This is a genomic window from Microbacterium sp. (assembly GCF_035687345.1).
Lineage (GTDB): Bacteria > Actinomycetota > Actinomycetes > Actinomycetales > Microbacteriaceae > Microbacterium.
This window is the reverse complement of sequence record NZ_DASRXZ010000057.1, coordinates 1-14,159: the sequence shown is the minus strand read 5'-3', so window position 1 is coordinate 14,159 and position 14,159 is coordinate 1. Positions and strand designations below refer to the sequence as shown.

Sequence of the window (14,159 nt, the reverse complement as noted above, 5' to 3'; positions counted from 1 at the left end):
CGGGCGCTTCGACAGGCTCAGCGACCGGGAGGGGTTGCTCAGCGACCGGGGAGTCGCTTGGCGGGCGCCTCGACAGGCTCAGCGACCGGGAGGGGGTTGCTCAGCGACCGGGGAGTCGCCCCCGGGCGCTTCGACAGGCTCAGCGACCGGGGGCGGGCCACCGCCAGTCGGCGACCTCGGGGATGTCCTCGCCGTGCTCGCGCGTGTGGATGCGGGCGCGGATGCGGTCGTCGACGAGCTTCTGCCGGAAGACGGCGTGCTTCTCGGCGAGTCCCGGCACACGGTCGATCGCGTCGATCGCGAGCTGGTACCGGTCGAGGTCGTTGAGCATCACCATGTCGAACGGGGTGGTGGTGGTGCCCTTCTCCTTGTAGCCGCGCACGTGCAGGAACGAGTGCCCGTGGCGCTTGTACGTGAGCCGGTGCACGAGCCACGGGTAGCCGTGGAAGGCGAAGATGACGGGCCGGTCCGACGTGAAGACGGCGTCGTAGTCGGCATCCGAGAGTCCATGCGGATGCTCGTGCTCCGACTGCAGCCGCATGAGATCGACGACGTTGACGACGCGCACCTTCAGCTCGGGGATGCCCTCGCGCAGCAGCGACGCGGCCGCGAGCACCTCGAGCGTCGGCACGTCGCCGGCGCCGGCGAGCACGACGTCGGGAGACTCCCCCGCGACCTCGGTGCCCGCCCACTCGAAGATGCCGAGTCCGCGCGTGCAGTGGCGGATCGCCTCGTCCATCGTGAGCCACGCCGGATGCGGCTGCTTGCCCGCGACCACCACGTTCACGTAGCCCACCGAGCGCAGGCAGTGGTCGTACGTCGACAGCAGCGTGTTGGCGTCGAACGGCAGGTACACCCGCACGACCTGCGCGCTCTTGTTGACGGCGACATCGAGGAATCCGGGGTCCTGGTGCGTGAAGCCGTTGTGGTCCTGCCGCCACACGTGACTCGACAGCAGGTAGTTGAGGCTCGGGATCGGCTCTCGCCACGGCACGTCACTCGCGGCCTCGAGCCACTTCGCGTGCTGGTTGAACATCGAGTCGACGATGTGCACGAACGCCTCGTACGACGTGAAGACGCCGTGCCTGCCGGTGAGCACGTATCCCTCGAGCCACCCCTGGCACTGGTGCTCGCTGAGCATCTCCATCACGCGGCCCGCTGTCGCGAGGTCGCGGTCGACCGGCAGCATCTCGGCGACCCACTGCTTCGCGGTCGCCTCGTACACGGGTGGTGCGAGCCGGTTCGACGCGACCTCGTCGGGACCGAACAGCCGGAAGCTCGTGGGATTGCGCCGGATCACGTCGGCCAGCATCACTCCGAGCACGCGGGTCGCCTCGGCATCCGCAGCCCCTCGTCTGCTCACGTCTACCTCGACCGCGTAGTCGCGGAAGTCGGGGAGGACGATCGGATGCCGCACCCCGCCGCTCGTGTGCGGCGAGGCGCTCATGCGGCGATCGCCGTCGGGTGCGAGCACCGTCGCGAGCGGGATCGGCGCGCCGTTCTCGTCGAAGAGCTCGTCGGGGCGGTACGAGCGCAGCCACTCCTCGAGCTGTGCGAGGTGCTCGGGGTTGTCGCGGACGCCGGCGAGCGGAACCTGGTGCGCGCGCCACGTGCCCTCGATCGGGTCGCCGTCGACCTCGCGCGGGCCGGTCCAGCCCTTCGGCGAGCGCAGGATGACCATCGGCCAGCGCGGGCGCGCCAGGTCGCCGCCGCGCGCGTTCTCGCGGATCGCCGCGATGCGGTCGAGCGCGTCGTCGACCACCGCGGCGAAGCGGCGATGCACGTCGCGATGATCGTCGTCGGCGGTGAACCCGACGTGGATGGGGTCGTAGCCATACCCCTCGAACAGCGCGAGCAGCTCGTCCTCGGGGATCCGCGCGAACACGGTGGGGTTCGCGATCTTCCAGCCGTTCAGATGCAGGATCGGCAGCACCGTGCCGTCGTTGACGGGGTGGAGGAACTTGTTGGAGTGCCAGCCCGTCGCGGCGGGACCCGTCTCGGCCTCGCCGTCGCCCACGACGCACACGACCGTCAGGTCGGGGTTGTCGAACGCGGCGCCGAAGGCGTGCGACAGCGAGTACCCGAGCTCGCCGCCCTCGTGGATCGACCCCGGCGTCTCGGGGGCCGCGTGGCTCGGGATGCCACCCGGGAACGAGAACTGACGGAACAGGCGCCGCAGGCCCTCCTCGTCGCGCGTCACCTCGGGGTACCGCTCGGTGTAGGTGCCGTCGAGGTACGCGCTCGCGACCATCGCGGGGCCGCCGTGCCCGGGACCGGCGATGTAGAGGGCGTCGAGATCGCGCTCGCGGATCGCCCTGTTCATGTGCGCGTAGACGAGGTTCAACCCCGGCACGGTGCCGAAGTGCCCGAGCAGGCGCGGCTTGATGTCGTCGCGCGTGAGGGGCCTTCGCAGCAGAGGGTTGTCGAGCAGATAGATCTGCGCCGCCCCGAGGAAGTTCGCGGCTCTCCACCACGCATCGAGGGCGTCGAGCATCGCATCGTCGATGGGCACGGGCGTCTCCCTGCTGCCGGCGGCTCTTCAAGCCGTTCATAACGTGGCGCACACCCGGGGTCAAGGGGGTGGGTGCCGAAGGCCCGGTCGCACAGGCTGGATGAGTCGAACACGACGACCGGCGGCGCCGTCGCCGGTGCAGGAAGGAGGATTCGTCGCCATGACCGATCCGAACACGCCACTGCCGCCCGAGCCGGACGCTCCCGGTACGCCGGGAACCCCGGGCGCACCAGGCGTGCCGCCCACGCCGGGACCTCCCGGCCGCGATCCGGTCGCGCCGCATCCGGAGGAGCCGCTCACCCCCGCGCCGGAGGAGCCACCTGCTCCCACGCCGGAGGAGCCGCTCGCGCCGAATCCCGAAGAGCCGACGTTCCCGACGCCGCCTGAGTCCGGCACCGACCCGACCGTCGCGCACTGACCACAAGACCGAAGACAGCGAAGGAGAGAAGCGGATGCCGCAGATCATCGAGACCATCGACGTGGACGTTCCCGTCACCACCGCCTACAACCAGTGGACGCAGTTCGAGAGCTTCCCCGAGTTCCTCGAGGAGGTCGTGTCGATCCGTCAGATCGACGACACCCACCTGCACTGGAAGGTGAACATCGGCGGCGCCGAGCGCGAGTTCGACGCCGAGGTGACCGAGCAGCACCCCGATGAGCGCGTCGCGTGGCGCAGCATCGGCGGCGAGACGGCTCACGCGGGCGTCGTCACCTTCCACAAGCTCGACGAGAACTCGACGCGCGTGACCGTGCAGATCGACTGGGAGCCCTCGGGCTTCCTCGAGCACGTCGGAGCCCTCGTCGGCGCCGGCAAGCACGCCGTCAAGAAAGACCTCGAGAACTTCAAGGAGTTCATCGAGAGCCGCCAAGCCGCGACGGGTGCGTGGCGAGGCGACGTTCCGCGCTGACACCCAGCGCTGGGCACACTGCTTACGGATGCCCCCGCCCCCGGCTTCGGGGTGGGGACATCCGCCTGTTCGCGTTCGGGTGGGTCTCGCGCGCCTCGATCCTGCAGTCGCAGGTGTCTGCGACGGGCGCGCATGCTGGTTTCGACAGCGGATGCGTGCATGCCGCGCATGCGTCAGGGGTTTCGCAGGGCAGCGTGCTAGGGTGGGGGTGACCCTCGGGTCCTCGCGTCGAACCTCTGCCTCATCGTGGAGAAGCAGATCGCCTGACGCCCCGCCGCGGATTCGCGGCCCGTTCACCTTCATTCCGCGCAGTCGCGTGCCACCTCGCCGCGCATCCTCTGAGAAACCCGCTTGATACTCGCAGAACCCCTCCCTCCGTCCGTACCCGCACTCGAGCTCGACTGGCGCCAGGCCGACGACGACGTGTTCGTCGCCACCACCGCCGGCGAGTACGCCGGCTTCATCGCCGTCGCACCGCAGGGCTTCGAAGCCCACAGCGCGCGCGGCGAGCTGCTCGGCCACTTCGACACGCGCGAATCCGCGGAAGCCGCCGTCGCGGCATCCGTCTATCAGCCCGCATCGTCGCGGGCTCGTCGCTCGCGCCTCACCCGTCCGCTCCGCACGTTGCGGCGCGGCACACCCGGTCGCTCACGCGGCCCGCATAACAAAAGGAAAGACACGATGGCCACTGGCACCGTGAAATGGTTCAACTCCGACAAGGGCTACGGGTTCATCGCACCCGATGACGGCTCCGCCGACCTCTTCGCGCACTTCAGCGCGATCCAGGGCAACGGCTACAAGGAGCTCAACGAGGCCCAGAAGGTCTCCTACGACGCTGAGCAGGGCCCGAAGGGCATGCAGGCCGCCAACATCCGGCCTCTCTGATCCACACACGTCAGCCGGGGTGAGCGTTCGCGCCACCCCGGCTTTCGCGTGTCTCGACGCGTGTCGACGCTGCACACCAGACTGGGGGCATGTCCGGTGAGGCCCGACCGTGGGTGCTGCACGTCGATCTCGACCAGTTCATCGCTGCCGTCGAGGTGCTGCGGCGGCCCGAGCTCGCCGGCAAACCCGTGATCGTCGGCGGGCGCGGCGACCCGACCGAGCGCGCCGTCGTCTCGACGGCGTCGTACGAAGCCCGTGAGTTCGGCGTCGGCTCGGGCATGCCGCTGCGGATCGCCGCGCGCAAGGCTCCCGACGCGATCATCCTCCCCGTCGACGCTCCGGCGTACACCGCGGCGTCCGAAGAGGTCATGGCGACCCTGCGCGCGATGCCCGGCGCGGTCGTGCAGGTGCTCGGGTGGGACGAGGCGTTCGTCGGCATCACGACCGACGACCCCGAAGCGTACGCGCGCGACATCCAGCGCGAGGTGCTCGAGCGCACACAATTGCACTGCAGCGTCGGGATCGGCGACACGCTCGTCCGCGCGAAGAACGCGACCGACTTCGGCAAGCCTCGCGGCGTGTTCCGGCTCACCGCCGAGAACTGGCTCGAGGTCATGGGCTCGAAACCCACCGTCGCGCTGTGGGGCATCGGCTCGAAGATCTCCAAGCGACTCGCGACGCTCGGCATCCACACGGTCGACGATCTCGTGCGCGCCGACGTCGATGCGCTCGCCGTGGAGTTCGGGCCGAAGATGGGTCCGTGGTACCGCCAGCTCGGCCGCGGAGACGGCACCAACGTCGTCGATGACACCCCGTGGGTGCCCCGCGGGCACGGGCGCGAGACGACCTTCCAGCAGAATCTCGTCGACCGCGCCGACATCGAGAACGCCGCGCGCGAGCTGCTCGACCAGGTGCTCGCCGACGTCGCGGCCGAGGGCAGGCCTGTCGTGGGCGTCGGGCTCAAGGTGCGCTACGCACCGTTCATCACGAAGACGTTCGTGCACAAAGTCCGTGAGACGTTCGACCGCGACACCGTGATCGCCGAGACGCTCAAGCTCGTCGACCGCATCGAGCCCGACCGGCCGATCCGCCTGCTGGGTGTGCGCGCCGAGATGGCGATGCCCGACGACGCCCGCGAGGGGCACACACCGACGCGCAGCGGCTGGTGAGCATCCGCGAGATCGGCAGTCCGACGGCGACGGTTGGCACGCTTCGGCCCGACGCCCGTCCGAGACTCGAAGCATGAGCGCCACGAACGCCCCAGCTCCTGTCGGCTTCATCGGCATCGGCCTCATGGGCACGCCGATGGCCCGCAACCTCGTGCGGGCGGGCATCGCGCTGGTCGTCTGGAACCGCACACGCGAGCGGCTCGCGCCGCTGGTCGACGAAGGCGCGGATGCCGCGGCATCCGTCGACGACGTCTTCGCGCGCTGCCGCACGGTGGTGCTCATGCTCGTGAACGAAGCCGCGACGGATGCTGTGCTCGAACGCGGCACCGACACGTTCGCCCGCCGTGTGGCCGGCCGCACGCTCGTCTCGTGCGGCACGACGACCCCCGAGTACGCCGAAGCGCTCGCCGCCGAGGTCTGCGCCGCGGGCGGGCGGTTCGTCGAAGCCCCGGTCGCGGGATCGCGCGTGCCGGCCGAGAACGCGCAACTCGTCGCGATGCTCGGCGGCGACGAAGGCGTGGCGCGGGAGGTGATGCCGCTCCTCGCGCCGACGTGTCGCGCGACCCTCTACTGCGGCGGACCGGGCAGCGGGCTGCGCATGAAGCTCGCCGTCAATCTGTACCTCACCACGACGATGGCCGCGCTCGCCGAGGCGACGCACTTCGCCGCGGCAAGCGGCGTCGACCTCGCGACCTTCCAAGAGGCGATCGGTCTCGGGCAGACCGCCTCAGACCTCACGCGCGTCAAGCTGCCGAAGCTCGCGGCGCGGGAGTTCTCACCGCAGGCGGCGACGTCCGACGCGCTCATGAACACGCGGCTCGTGCTCGACGAGGCCGCCGTCGTCGGAGCATCGACGCCGATGCTCGCGCTCGCCGAGACGCTGTTCGCCGAGACGGTCGCGCTCGGCGGTGCGCGGGAAGACATGTCCGCCGTCGTGCGCGCGCTCGAGGAACGCGCCGCGGCATCCCGGACGTCGAGCGAGTGAGCACAGCGAGGGAGACGAAACGCGCTTCGTGTCGCTGTGCTCGCTCAGCGACCGGGGAGACGTCACGCGGACGGTGTTAGCGTGGCATGACCGCACGCCGCACGACCGAGAGGAGCACCGCATGTTCGCGCAGTTCCTGACGTCTGTGCAGCTCCTGCTGGCGCCGCTCGCCGTGGCGGGCACGCCCGACCTCACGGTCTTCGGCGGCGCCACGACCGCGGTCGCCGCCGCGATCGCGCTCGTCGCGGCATCCGTCGTGCTCGTCGCGATCCTCGCGGTCACGCACCCCGCGTCGGGAGGGGCGTCTCCCCCGCATCCGCGGCGCGCGATCGACATCTCCTCTCCGCTCACGCAGAGCGATCCGGATGCCCCGGGCCACCCGCGCCCGAGGGCACCGCAGCGCGCGGCGACGGCCGCGTAGCCTTCGCCGTCCGCTCCCGCGTCCTCCACGGATGCGTCGTCGCGGCGTCCCTTCGCGGCCGATCGATCCCCATCGAACTGCCACAGAACGGATACCGCCATGGATGTCTTCGCCTTCCCACCCATCGCCGCCCTGCTCGACCTCGCGTACGCGGGGTTCATGGGGCTGGCCTCGCTCCTCGAACCGGTCGCCGGCGCATCCGCCGCCGCCGCGGCCGTCGTGCTCGTGACGCTCCTCGTGCGCACCGCGCTGATCCCGGTCGGCATCTCGCAGGCCAAGGCCGAGCAGACGCGCGTACGCCTCGCGCCGCGCCTGCGCGAACTGCAGAAGCGCCACCGCAAGAACCCCGAGCGCCTGCAGCGCGAGACGATGCAGCTCTACCGCGACGAGCGCACGTCGCCGTTCGCGGGCTGCCTGCCCGTGCTGCTGCAGGCGCCGGTCATCGGGCTCGTGTACGCGGTGTTCCTGCATCCGATGATCGCCGGTCACGCGAACGCGCTGCTGAGTCAGACCCTGCTCGGCGTTCCGCTCGGCACGAGCCTCACCGGCGCCGCCTTCGGCGGAGCACTCACACCGACGACTGTCGCCGTGATCGGCGCCATCGTCGTGCTCATTGCGGCGGTCGGCGAGCTGACGAGACGCATGTTGCGCATGCCGACCCTTCCGCGCGAGGAGGACTCCCCGCTCCCGGCCGTGTCGACCCGGATGCTCGGTCTGCTGCAGTTCTCGACCGCCGTCGTCGCCGTCTTCGTGCCCTTGGCCGCGGGGCTGTACCTGCTCACGACCGTCGCGTGGACGCTCGCCCAGCGGCTCATCCTCAGGCGGGTGTACCCGCTCGAGTGAGGCGCGCCCGCTCCCGGGGTGAAGGGGCGGAGGCGGAGCCGCGGGGCGTGAAAGCGCCGGGCCGGATCGTGTCGAATCGGCTTTCGGAGTGCCGGACGGTGCGATCGAGCCCGCCCTTTCGACCGCGAGGAGTTTCCGTCAGACTCGCTCGCATGCGCATCGATGCCGCGGCCCTCGATGAGGCGGTCGCGAGGAAGACCTTCACGGGCGTGGTGACGGTGGACACCGGCGACCGGCGCACGTTCGAGCGGTGCGAGGGGTTCCTGCACCGCGGTCTGCGCGTGCCGACGACGACCCGCACGCGGTTCGCGATCGCGAGCGGGAGCAAGACGTTCACCGCCCTCGCGGTCATGCGACTCGTGGAAGACGGGAGGCTCGGGCTCGACCAGCCCGTGCGCGAGATCCTCGGCGCGGACCTGCCGCTGATCGACGACGCCGTCACGATCGAGGAGCTGCTCACCCACACGTCGGGCATCGGCGACTATCTCGACGAGGAGGGCGAGTGGGAGCCGTCCGACTTCGTCCTCACGCTCCCGGTTCACACACTCACGACCGCGAGCGCGTTTCTGCCGATGCTCGACGGGCATCCGCAGAAGTTTCCGCCGGGCGAGCGGTTCTCGTACTGCAACGGCGGCTACATGGTGCTCGCCGTGGTGCTCGAGCGCATCACCGATGAGCCGTATCACGACGTCGTCCAGCGTCTCGTGTTCGAGCCGGCACGCCTCGAGGGCACCGGCTTCCCGCGCCTCGACGAGCTCCCCGGCGACGCCGCGCTCGGCTACCTGTTCGAGGAGGGCGACCTCGTGAACACGCTGCGCCTTCCGGTGCGCGGCAACGGCGACGGGGGCGCGTTCACGACCGCGGACGATCTGCACCGGTTCTGGACGGCCTTCCTGGAAGGACGGATCGTGCGGCCCGACACGGTCGAGGAGATGATCCACCCGCGCCACGACGTCGAAGACGAGAACATGCGCTACGGCATGGGCGTCTGGCTGCACCGCGCGGGTCCGGCCGCGATCATGGAGGGCTACGACGCGGGGGTCTCGTTCCGCTCGACGCACCTCATCGACAGCCGCACGACGGTGAGCGTGCTCGGCAACAGCTCGGAGGGCGCGTGGCCCGTGATCTACACGGTCGCCGGGCTCATCGACGCCGAACTCGGTTGACGACGGCGCAGCGGGTCAGGCGAAGTCCTCCGGCTCGACGTCGTCGAGGAAGCGCTTGAACTCGTCGAGGCGCTCCGACGCGTCCTCTTCGGGCATGAAGTCGTCGACGCCGGCCTCTTCGATGACCTCGTCGGCGACCCAGATCGGGGCGCCCACGCGCGAGGCGAGGGCGATCGCATCGGACGGGCGCGCGTCGACGACGCGCTCCCCCGCGGGCGACTCGAGCGTGATGTCGGCGTAGAACGTGCCGTCGTCGATGCGCGACACCTCGACGCGCGTGACCTTGGCGTCGAGCGTGTCGAGGAGCGAGCGCATGAGGTCGTGGGCGAGCGGGCGAGGCACGGGCGCGCCCTCGACCGCGATGAGGATCGACGTCGCCTCCTGCTGGCCGATCCAGATCGGCAGGATCTGACCCGACCCCGGAAGCTCGTCGATGGGCTTGAGCAGGATGACATGCTGACGCGCCGCGTCGAGCGCGACTCCGGCGACGCGGACCTGGACCATGTCGCCTCCTTCCGTCGTCAGGGAAGTCTTCTGCCATCGTAGGCACGCCGGAGGTCGACGGGGCTCCCCTCGCGTGCACGACGTGTGCTGGTTAGGGTGTGCGGATGCTCCTGCGCTTTCCGTTCACCGGCCGATGGGTCGCGCAGAACAGCCCTGCCGACCGGGTTCCGAGTCATGGGACGACCCTGTTCGGGTCGGCGTATGCGATCGATTTCGTCATGGTGGACGAGCGCGGCCGTTCGGCGCCGCGCACCGCGCGGTCGGTGTTCGCGACCGAACCGCCGGAGCGATTCATCGGCTTCGGCGCGCCGATCCTGGCGCCGATCGACGGCACCGTCGTCGACACGCACGACGGTGAACCCGATCACGAGGCGCGGCGGTCGCCGTTCACGCTCATCCCGTACGCCTTCACGCAAGCGCGGCGCGTGAGCGCGGGCGTCGCCGGCACCGCGGGGAACCATGTCGTGATCGCGGCGTCGCCCACAGGGCCCTACGTGCTCCTCGCCCACTTGCGACGCGGGTCGGTGCGCGTGCGTGCGGGAGTCGTCGTCCGGGCGGGCGACCAGGTCGGCGAATGCGGCAACTCGGGCAACAGCACCGAGCCGCACGTGCACGTGCAGGCATCCGACTCGGCCGATTGGGCGGCCGCGCGAGCCGTGCCGATCGGCTTCACCCCCGCGCCGGACGGCGACCCGGCGGGATGGCTGCCGCGCAACCGCGAGCCGTTCGTCGTATGAGCGGCGCGGTCAGCCCGCGACGGCCTGCGCGATGGGAACGTCGCCCGAGTTGAACCGGATCGTTCGGCCGATCGTCGAGTCGTCGTCGATCACGGCCGCGATGACCGCGGCCACGTCGGCCCGCGAGACCGAACCGGATGCCGTGGCCGCCGTGTCGATGCGACCGGTGGGCGGGTCGAGCGTGAGTCCGCTCGGCGCCACGATGGTGTAATCGAGCCCGCTCTCGCGCAGGTGCGCGTCGGCGGCCGCCTTCGCCTCGGCATACGGGAAGAACGAGCTGTCGGGTGCGACTCCGTGGTCGGGCCCCGCGCCGAAGTACGAGACCATGACGTACCGACGCACTCCTGCGCCCGCGGCGGCGTCGATCGAGCGGATCGCGGCGTCACGATCGACCGCATACGTGCGCGCGGGGTTGCCGCCGCCCGCGCCCGCCGACCACACCACGACGTCGTTGCCCGCGACGAGGTTCTCGAGCTGGTCGGTGTCGAACTCCTCGATGTCGGCGACGAGCGGCACGGCGCCTGTGGCGGCGACATCGCGTTCGTGGTCGGGATTGCGGATCACCGCCGTGACGTGGTGGCCGCGCTCGACGAGGAGGGGTTCGAGCAGCAGAGCGACCTTGCCGTGGCCGCCGATGAGCAGAATGCGCGACATGCGACTCCCTTCGTCCCGTTCGACCCTAGGCCGTTCCGCGTCGCCCAGGGCGGGCCTTGACACTCACGCCGTGGTCGCGAGCTTCTGGGCGAGGTCCCAGATCCAACGGGAGCCGTCCGGATCGATGAGGCGACGAAAGGCCCGCCGCACGCGCGCCGGACCCGAGAACTGCAGGAGCCCGCCGGGTGCGCAGAACGCGGGGCCCGGGGCATCCGTCGTCAGGGCGAGAAGTGCGGGCTCAGCAGCCTGCGCCGGCGGGTTCCAGAGCCGACCCACCGCGAAGTCGTGGATGCCGGGCGAGACGCGCGCGCGGATCTCGGGCGCGATGGCGGTCGCCGGAACGACGCCGGGGTGGCACAGATCGACGCGGACGTCAGGTTCGCGACGCGCCAGTTCGAGCGCGAAGAGCGCGAGCGCCGTCTTCGACGAGGCGTAGGCGCGCAGCGCCGAGTAGCGTCGCGCGAACTGCGGGTCTTCCCACGCCACGCCGTAGAGCGCGCTCACGATGCTGCCCTGCACCGCGATCCGCGTGTGCGAGGAGCGCAGCAGCGGCAGCAGCGACAGGACGAGGTGCGCATGGCCGAGGAAGTTGGTCTGGAAATGCAGCTCGAAGCCGTCCTCCGTGACCACGCGCGTGCGCTCGCCCACGCGGGCGATTCCCGCGTTCAGGACGATGAGGTCGAGTGGTCGTCCCTCGGCGATGAGGCCGTCCGCGAACCCGCGCACCGATGCGAGGCTCACGAGATCCAGGTCGCGCAGCTCGAACCGTGCAGCGGGCGCCGTCTCGCGAATCGCCGCGATCGCACTCTCGCCCTTGGCGCGACTGCGCGCCGGCAGCACCATATGCGCGCCGTGCGCGGCGAGCACCCGCGCGATCTCGAGGCCGACTCCGCTCGTCGCGCCCGTGACGAGTGCGCGCGCACCGTCGAGGTCGGGGACGACGACTCCGCGGGACGGCACGGCACGAGCGTACAGATTCGGGAGCGCGGATTCGGGCCGGATGCGTCGACCGCGGCATCCGGCCGTGGAATAGGTCCTCGTGGCGTACCGTTGGGCACGACGTGAAGCGCTTCGGAACACTCTCGTTCGGCCACTACGGCCCGCTCGGCGGCGGACACAGTCTCAGCGCGGCCGACTCGATGCTGCAGGCCATCGACCTCGCGCAGGGGATGGATGAACTCGGGGTCAACGGAATCTACTTCCGCGTGCACCACTTCGCCCGCCAGCAGTCGGCGCCGATGCCGATCCTCGCCGCGATCGCGGCGCGCACCGAGCGCATCGAGATGGGCACGGGCGTCATCGACATGCGCTACGAGAACCCCCTGTACCTCGCGGAGGAGGCGGCCGCGGTCGACCTCCTCAGCGGCGGACGGCTCGCGCTCGGCGTGAGCCGCGGGTCGCCCGAGACGGTCATCCGCGGGTACGAGGTGTTCGGCTACACCGGCTCGAAGGATCCGCGCGGCGCCGACATCGCGCGCGAGCACTTCGACCTCTTCCTGCGCGCGATCGAGGGCGAGGGGCTCGCGGAGCGCGACCCGAACAGCCCGTTCGGCGGCGGCCCTTCGGCAGGCTCAGGGGCCAGGGGTCTGCAGCGCGTCGAGCCGCACTCCCCCGGGCTGCGCTCGCGCGTGTGGTGGGGAGCCGGCAACCGTGACTCGGCAGAGTGGGCGGGCCGCAAGGGCGTCAATCTCATGTCGTCGACGCTCGTGACCGAGGCGGACGGGCGGCCGTTCGACATCCTGCAGGCCGAGCAGATCGACGTCTTCCGCAACGCGTGGCGGGAGGCGGGGCATCCGGGTGAGCCTCGCGTATCGGTGAGCCGCTCGATCTTCCCGCTCGTGACGGCCGAGGACCACCTCTACTTCGGCGGACGCCAGGAGGGCGACGGCATCGGCATCATCGACGGCCTGCGCTCGACCTTCGGCAAGACGTATGCGGCTGAGCCGGACGTGCTCGTCGAGCAGCTGCAGAACGACGCCGCCATCGCGTCGGCCGACACCCTCATGCTGACCATCCCGAGCCAACTCGGCGTCGAGTTCAACCTGCGCGTCGTCGAGACGTTCGCGAAGCACGTCGCGCCGGCGCTCGGGTGGGAGCCCACGCGCTGAGCCGCGCGCTGACGCGCACGCCGCGCTACGACTCGACCCCGGGAGCGGCAGAGTCCCACCAGTCGAGGGCGCGCAGCGCGAGGAAGGTGACCCACTTCGACGGCTCGCCCACGGGCACATCCTGCTCGAACCAGACGCGACCGGGGTACCGGTAGCCCTGGAGCCACGTGCCGTCGGGCTGTCGCTGGCGACGGATGACCTCGACCGCTTCGGCGAGTCGCGGGTCGGGCTCGACGCCGTCGTACAGCGACGCGTCGCGGAAGTAGTTCACGGCGTGCAGCACGTTGTACTTCGAGCGCTGCGGATACGCGAGCAGCTCGACTCCTGGGCGAACCGGCTCACCCGTCGTGACCTTGTAGAGGATGCGACGCTCGAGCAGGTACTCCTGCGCCTTCTTGCGTGCAGCGGTGAGCTCGGGCGTGCCGCCGGTCGCCTTCTCGTACCAGAGGATCCCGTCGATCGAGCTCAGGGTCGAATAGACGGATGCCCGGGTCGAGCCCTCGACCCATTCGCAGTTCCAGCCGCCCTCGTCCATCTGGTGGTCGACGAACCACTGCCGAAGCGACGACACGTCGGCGCCCAACCACGTGCCGTTCGCGAGCGTGAAGGCATTGATGCAGCAGTCGACCTCGCCGCCCCAGTAGGGCAGGTCGTCGTACTCCCAGCGGCTGTTCGCGGCGATCTTCTCGGCGGTCCCCTCGAGGGCCGAGGCATCGAGCCCCCACTCGCGCAGCGAGTTGAGCGACCAGGTCGTCGCCGTCCACGGTTGCCCGGCCCCCGGAGCGGCTTCCGGCCCCTCGAAGTCGAAGTCGGCCGGGAAGAACGCGCCACCGGCCCACTGCCCATCCTCGTCCTGAAGCGCGAGGAGCCGGGCGCCCATGCCTTCGGTCGCCAGGCGCGCCCGCGTCGCCTGCCACACGCTCTCGGGCTCACCGAGGAGGTCGCGTTCGACCTGCCATCTCAGCGCCGGGTCGGAGTCGAGCAGCCATTCGGTCACATCGGCGATGTCGGCCATGCGGCGACCATAGCCCCAGGCGCCGACACTCGCGCCTCAGCTCGGCCACTCCCGCGCGCGGAGCACTTCGAGCAGGGTCTCGGCGGCGTCTCGGTCGACGTCGAGCACGATCCGCCGGGTCGCCGTCCCCTCAGCCGCGGTGCCTGGGCGCCGACTCGTCCTCCCCCAGTCGTCCCCGTCGGTCGCGACGTCGATGCCCGCCGGCTCGTCGGCGCGGATGACGCGCGCACCGGATGCCACGACCACCGCCGC

General features: G+C 70.6%; 16 protein-coding genes. 10 read left to right on the top strand and 6 right to left on the bottom strand.

Annotated elements, in window-relative coordinates; translation table 11 throughout:
• Positions 1 to 139 precede the first annotated feature (139 nt).
• The gene (locus VFF97_RS06875; RefSeq protein ID WP_414684234.1) at positions 140 to 2,512 is read right to left on the bottom strand and encodes a phosphoketolase family protein; all 2,373 of its coding nucleotides are present in this window, start codon (positions 2,510 to 2,512) and stop codon (positions 140 to 142) included.
• A 160-nt stretch (positions 2,513 to 2,672) separates the two neighbouring features.
• Here VFF97_RS06875 and VFF97_RS06870 point away from each other — a divergent pair, with 160 nt between their 5' ends.
• The 8 genes from VFF97_RS06870 to VFF97_RS06835 all read left to right on the top strand — a co-directional run bounded on the left by VFF97_RS06870 (position 2,673) and on the right by VFF97_RS06835 (position 8,889).
• A complete protein-coding gene (locus VFF97_RS06870; RefSeq protein ID WP_325032745.1) occupies positions 2,673 to 2,930 on the top strand; it encodes a hypothetical protein in 258 nt (85 codons plus the stop codon).
• Positions 2,931 to 2,964: 34 nt separating this feature from the next.
• Positions 2,965 to 3,420: an SRPBCC family protein gene (locus tag VFF97_RS06865; protein ID WP_325032744.1), complete on the top strand. Its 456-nt coding sequence runs from the start codon at positions 2,965 to 2,967 to the stop codon at positions 3,418 to 3,420.
• A gap of 681 nt (positions 3,421 to 4,101) precedes the next feature.
• On the top strand, positions 4,102 to 4,305 hold the full coding sequence (locus tag VFF97_RS06860; protein ID WP_325032780.1) for a cold-shock protein: 204 nt from the start codon (positions 4,102 to 4,104) through the stop codon (positions 4,303 to 4,305).
• Positions 4,306 to 4,394: 89 nt separating this feature from the next.
• Complete coding sequence (locus VFF97_RS06855; RefSeq protein WP_325032743.1) at positions 4,395 to 5,474, top strand: DNA polymerase IV; 1,080 nt, start codon at positions 4,395 to 4,397, stop codon at positions 5,472 to 5,474.
• The gene (locus VFF97_RS06850) at positions 5,404 to 6,459 is read left to right on the top strand and encodes an NAD(P)-dependent oxidoreductase (protein ID WP_325032742.1); all 1,056 of its coding nucleotides are present in this window, start codon (positions 5,404 to 5,406) and stop codon (positions 6,457 to 6,459) included. Before VFF97_RS06855 ends, VFF97_RS06850 begins: the two co-directional genes overlap by 71 nt.
• Before the next feature lie 121 nt (positions 6,460 to 6,580).
• Positions 6,581 to 6,880 carry a DUF6412 domain-containing protein gene (locus VFF97_RS06845; protein WP_325032741.1) on the top strand — a complete coding sequence of 100 codons (300 nt, stop codon included), beginning with the start codon at positions 6,581 to 6,583 and terminating at the stop codon, positions 6,878 to 6,880.
• A 99-nt stretch (positions 6,881 to 6,979) separates the two neighbouring features.
• The gene (locus tag VFF97_RS06840) at positions 6,980 to 7,723 is read left to right on the top strand and encodes a YidC/Oxa1 family membrane protein insertase (protein ID WP_325032740.1); all 744 of its coding nucleotides are present in this window, start codon (positions 6,980 to 6,982) and stop codon (positions 7,721 to 7,723) included.
• A gap of 152 nt (positions 7,724 to 7,875) precedes the next feature.
• Complete coding sequence (locus VFF97_RS06835) at positions 7,876 to 8,889, top strand: serine hydrolase domain-containing protein (RefSeq protein WP_325032739.1); 1,014 nt, start codon at positions 7,876 to 7,878, stop codon at positions 8,887 to 8,889.
• 15 nt (positions 8,890 to 8,904) lie between these two features.
• Here VFF97_RS06835 and VFF97_RS06830 read toward each other — a convergent pair whose 3' ends face one another.
• Positions 8,905 to 9,393 (bottom strand): bifunctional nuclease family protein, encoded by a 489-nt coding sequence (locus VFF97_RS06830; protein WP_325032738.1) that lies wholly within the window; start codon positions 9,391 to 9,393, stop codon positions 8,905 to 8,907.
• A gap of 104 nt (positions 9,394 to 9,497) precedes the next feature.
• On the opposite strand from VFF97_RS06830, the gene VFF97_RS06825 reads away from it, so the two are divergent.
• Entirely contained in the window at positions 9,498 to 10,130 is a 633-nt protein-coding gene (locus tag VFF97_RS06825) for a M23 family metallopeptidase (RefSeq protein WP_325032737.1), read from the top strand.
• 9 nt (positions 10,131 to 10,139) lie between these two features.
• Here the strand turns inward: VFF97_RS06825 and VFF97_RS06820 are convergent, their stop codons facing one another.
• Entirely contained in the window at positions 10,140 to 10,784 is a 645-nt protein-coding gene (locus VFF97_RS06820) for an SDR family oxidoreductase (RefSeq protein ID WP_325032736.1), read from the bottom strand.
• A gap of 63 nt (positions 10,785 to 10,847) precedes the next feature.
• Positions 10,848 to 11,744, bottom strand: coding sequence for an SDR family NAD(P)-dependent oxidoreductase (locus VFF97_RS06815; protein WP_325032735.1), 897 nt, complete (start codon positions 11,742 to 11,744; stop codon positions 10,848 to 10,850).
• A 101-nt stretch (positions 11,745 to 11,845) separates the two neighbouring features.
• Between VFF97_RS06815 and VFF97_RS06810 the strand changes: the two genes are divergently transcribed.
• Positions 11,846 to 12,892 (top strand): LLM class flavin-dependent oxidoreductase, encoded by a 1,047-nt coding sequence (locus VFF97_RS06810; protein WP_325032734.1) that lies wholly within the window; start codon positions 11,846 to 11,848, stop codon positions 12,890 to 12,892.
• A gap of 25 nt (positions 12,893 to 12,917) precedes the next feature.
• Here VFF97_RS06810 and VFF97_RS06805 read toward each other — a convergent pair whose 3' ends face one another.
• Positions 12,918 to 13,907, bottom strand: coding sequence for a squalene cyclase (locus tag VFF97_RS06805; protein ID WP_325032733.1), 990 nt, complete (start codon positions 13,905 to 13,907; stop codon positions 12,918 to 12,920).
• A gap of 36 nt (positions 13,908 to 13,943) precedes the next feature.
• A partial coding sequence (locus VFF97_RS06800; RefSeq protein ID WP_325032732.1) for a hypothetical protein occupies positions 13,944 to 14,159 on the bottom strand: 216 nt, incomplete at its 5' end.

Bases quoted from the DNA above. Each gene is read 5' to 3' on its own strand.
- VFF97_RS06870 (WP_325032745.1), top strand. From the start codon at position 2,673: ATGACCGATCCGAACACGCCACTGCCGCCCGAGCCGGACGCTCCCGGT.
- VFF97_RS06865 (WP_325032744.1), top strand. From the start codon at position 2,965: ATGCCGCAGATCATCGAGACCATCGACGTGGACGTTCCCGTCACCACC.
- VFF97_RS06860 (WP_325032780.1), top strand. From the start codon at position 4,102: ATGGCCACTGGCACCGTGAAATGGTTCAACTCCGACAAGGGCTACGGG.
- VFF97_RS06855 (WP_325032743.1), top strand. From the start codon at position 4,395: ATGTCCGGTGAGGCCCGACCGTGGGTGCTGCACGTCGATCTCGACCAG.
- VFF97_RS06845 (WP_325032741.1), top strand. From the start codon at position 6,581: ATGTTCGCGCAGTTCCTGACGTCTGTGCAGCTCCTGCTGGCGCCGCTC.
- VFF97_RS06840 (WP_325032740.1), top strand. From the start codon at position 6,980: ATGGATGTCTTCGCCTTCCCACCCATCGCCGCCCTGCTCGACCTCGCG.
- VFF97_RS06835 (WP_325032739.1), top strand. From the start codon at position 7,876: ATGCGCATCGATGCCGCGGCCCTCGATGAGGCGGTCGCGAGGAAGACC.
- VFF97_RS06830 (WP_325032738.1), bottom strand. From the start codon at position 9,393: ATGGTCCAGGTCCGCGTCGCCGGAGTCGCGCTCGACGCGGCGCGTCAG.
- VFF97_RS06825 (WP_325032737.1), top strand. From the start codon at position 9,498: ATGCTCCTGCGCTTTCCGTTCACCGGCCGATGGGTCGCGCAGAACAGC.
- VFF97_RS06820 (WP_325032736.1), bottom strand. From the start codon at position 10,784: ATGTCGCGCATTCTGCTCATCGGCGGCCACGGCAAGGTCGCTCTGCTG.
- VFF97_RS06805 (WP_325032733.1), bottom strand. From the start codon at position 13,907: ATGGCCGACATCGCCGATGTGACCGAATGGCTGCTCGACTCCGACCCG.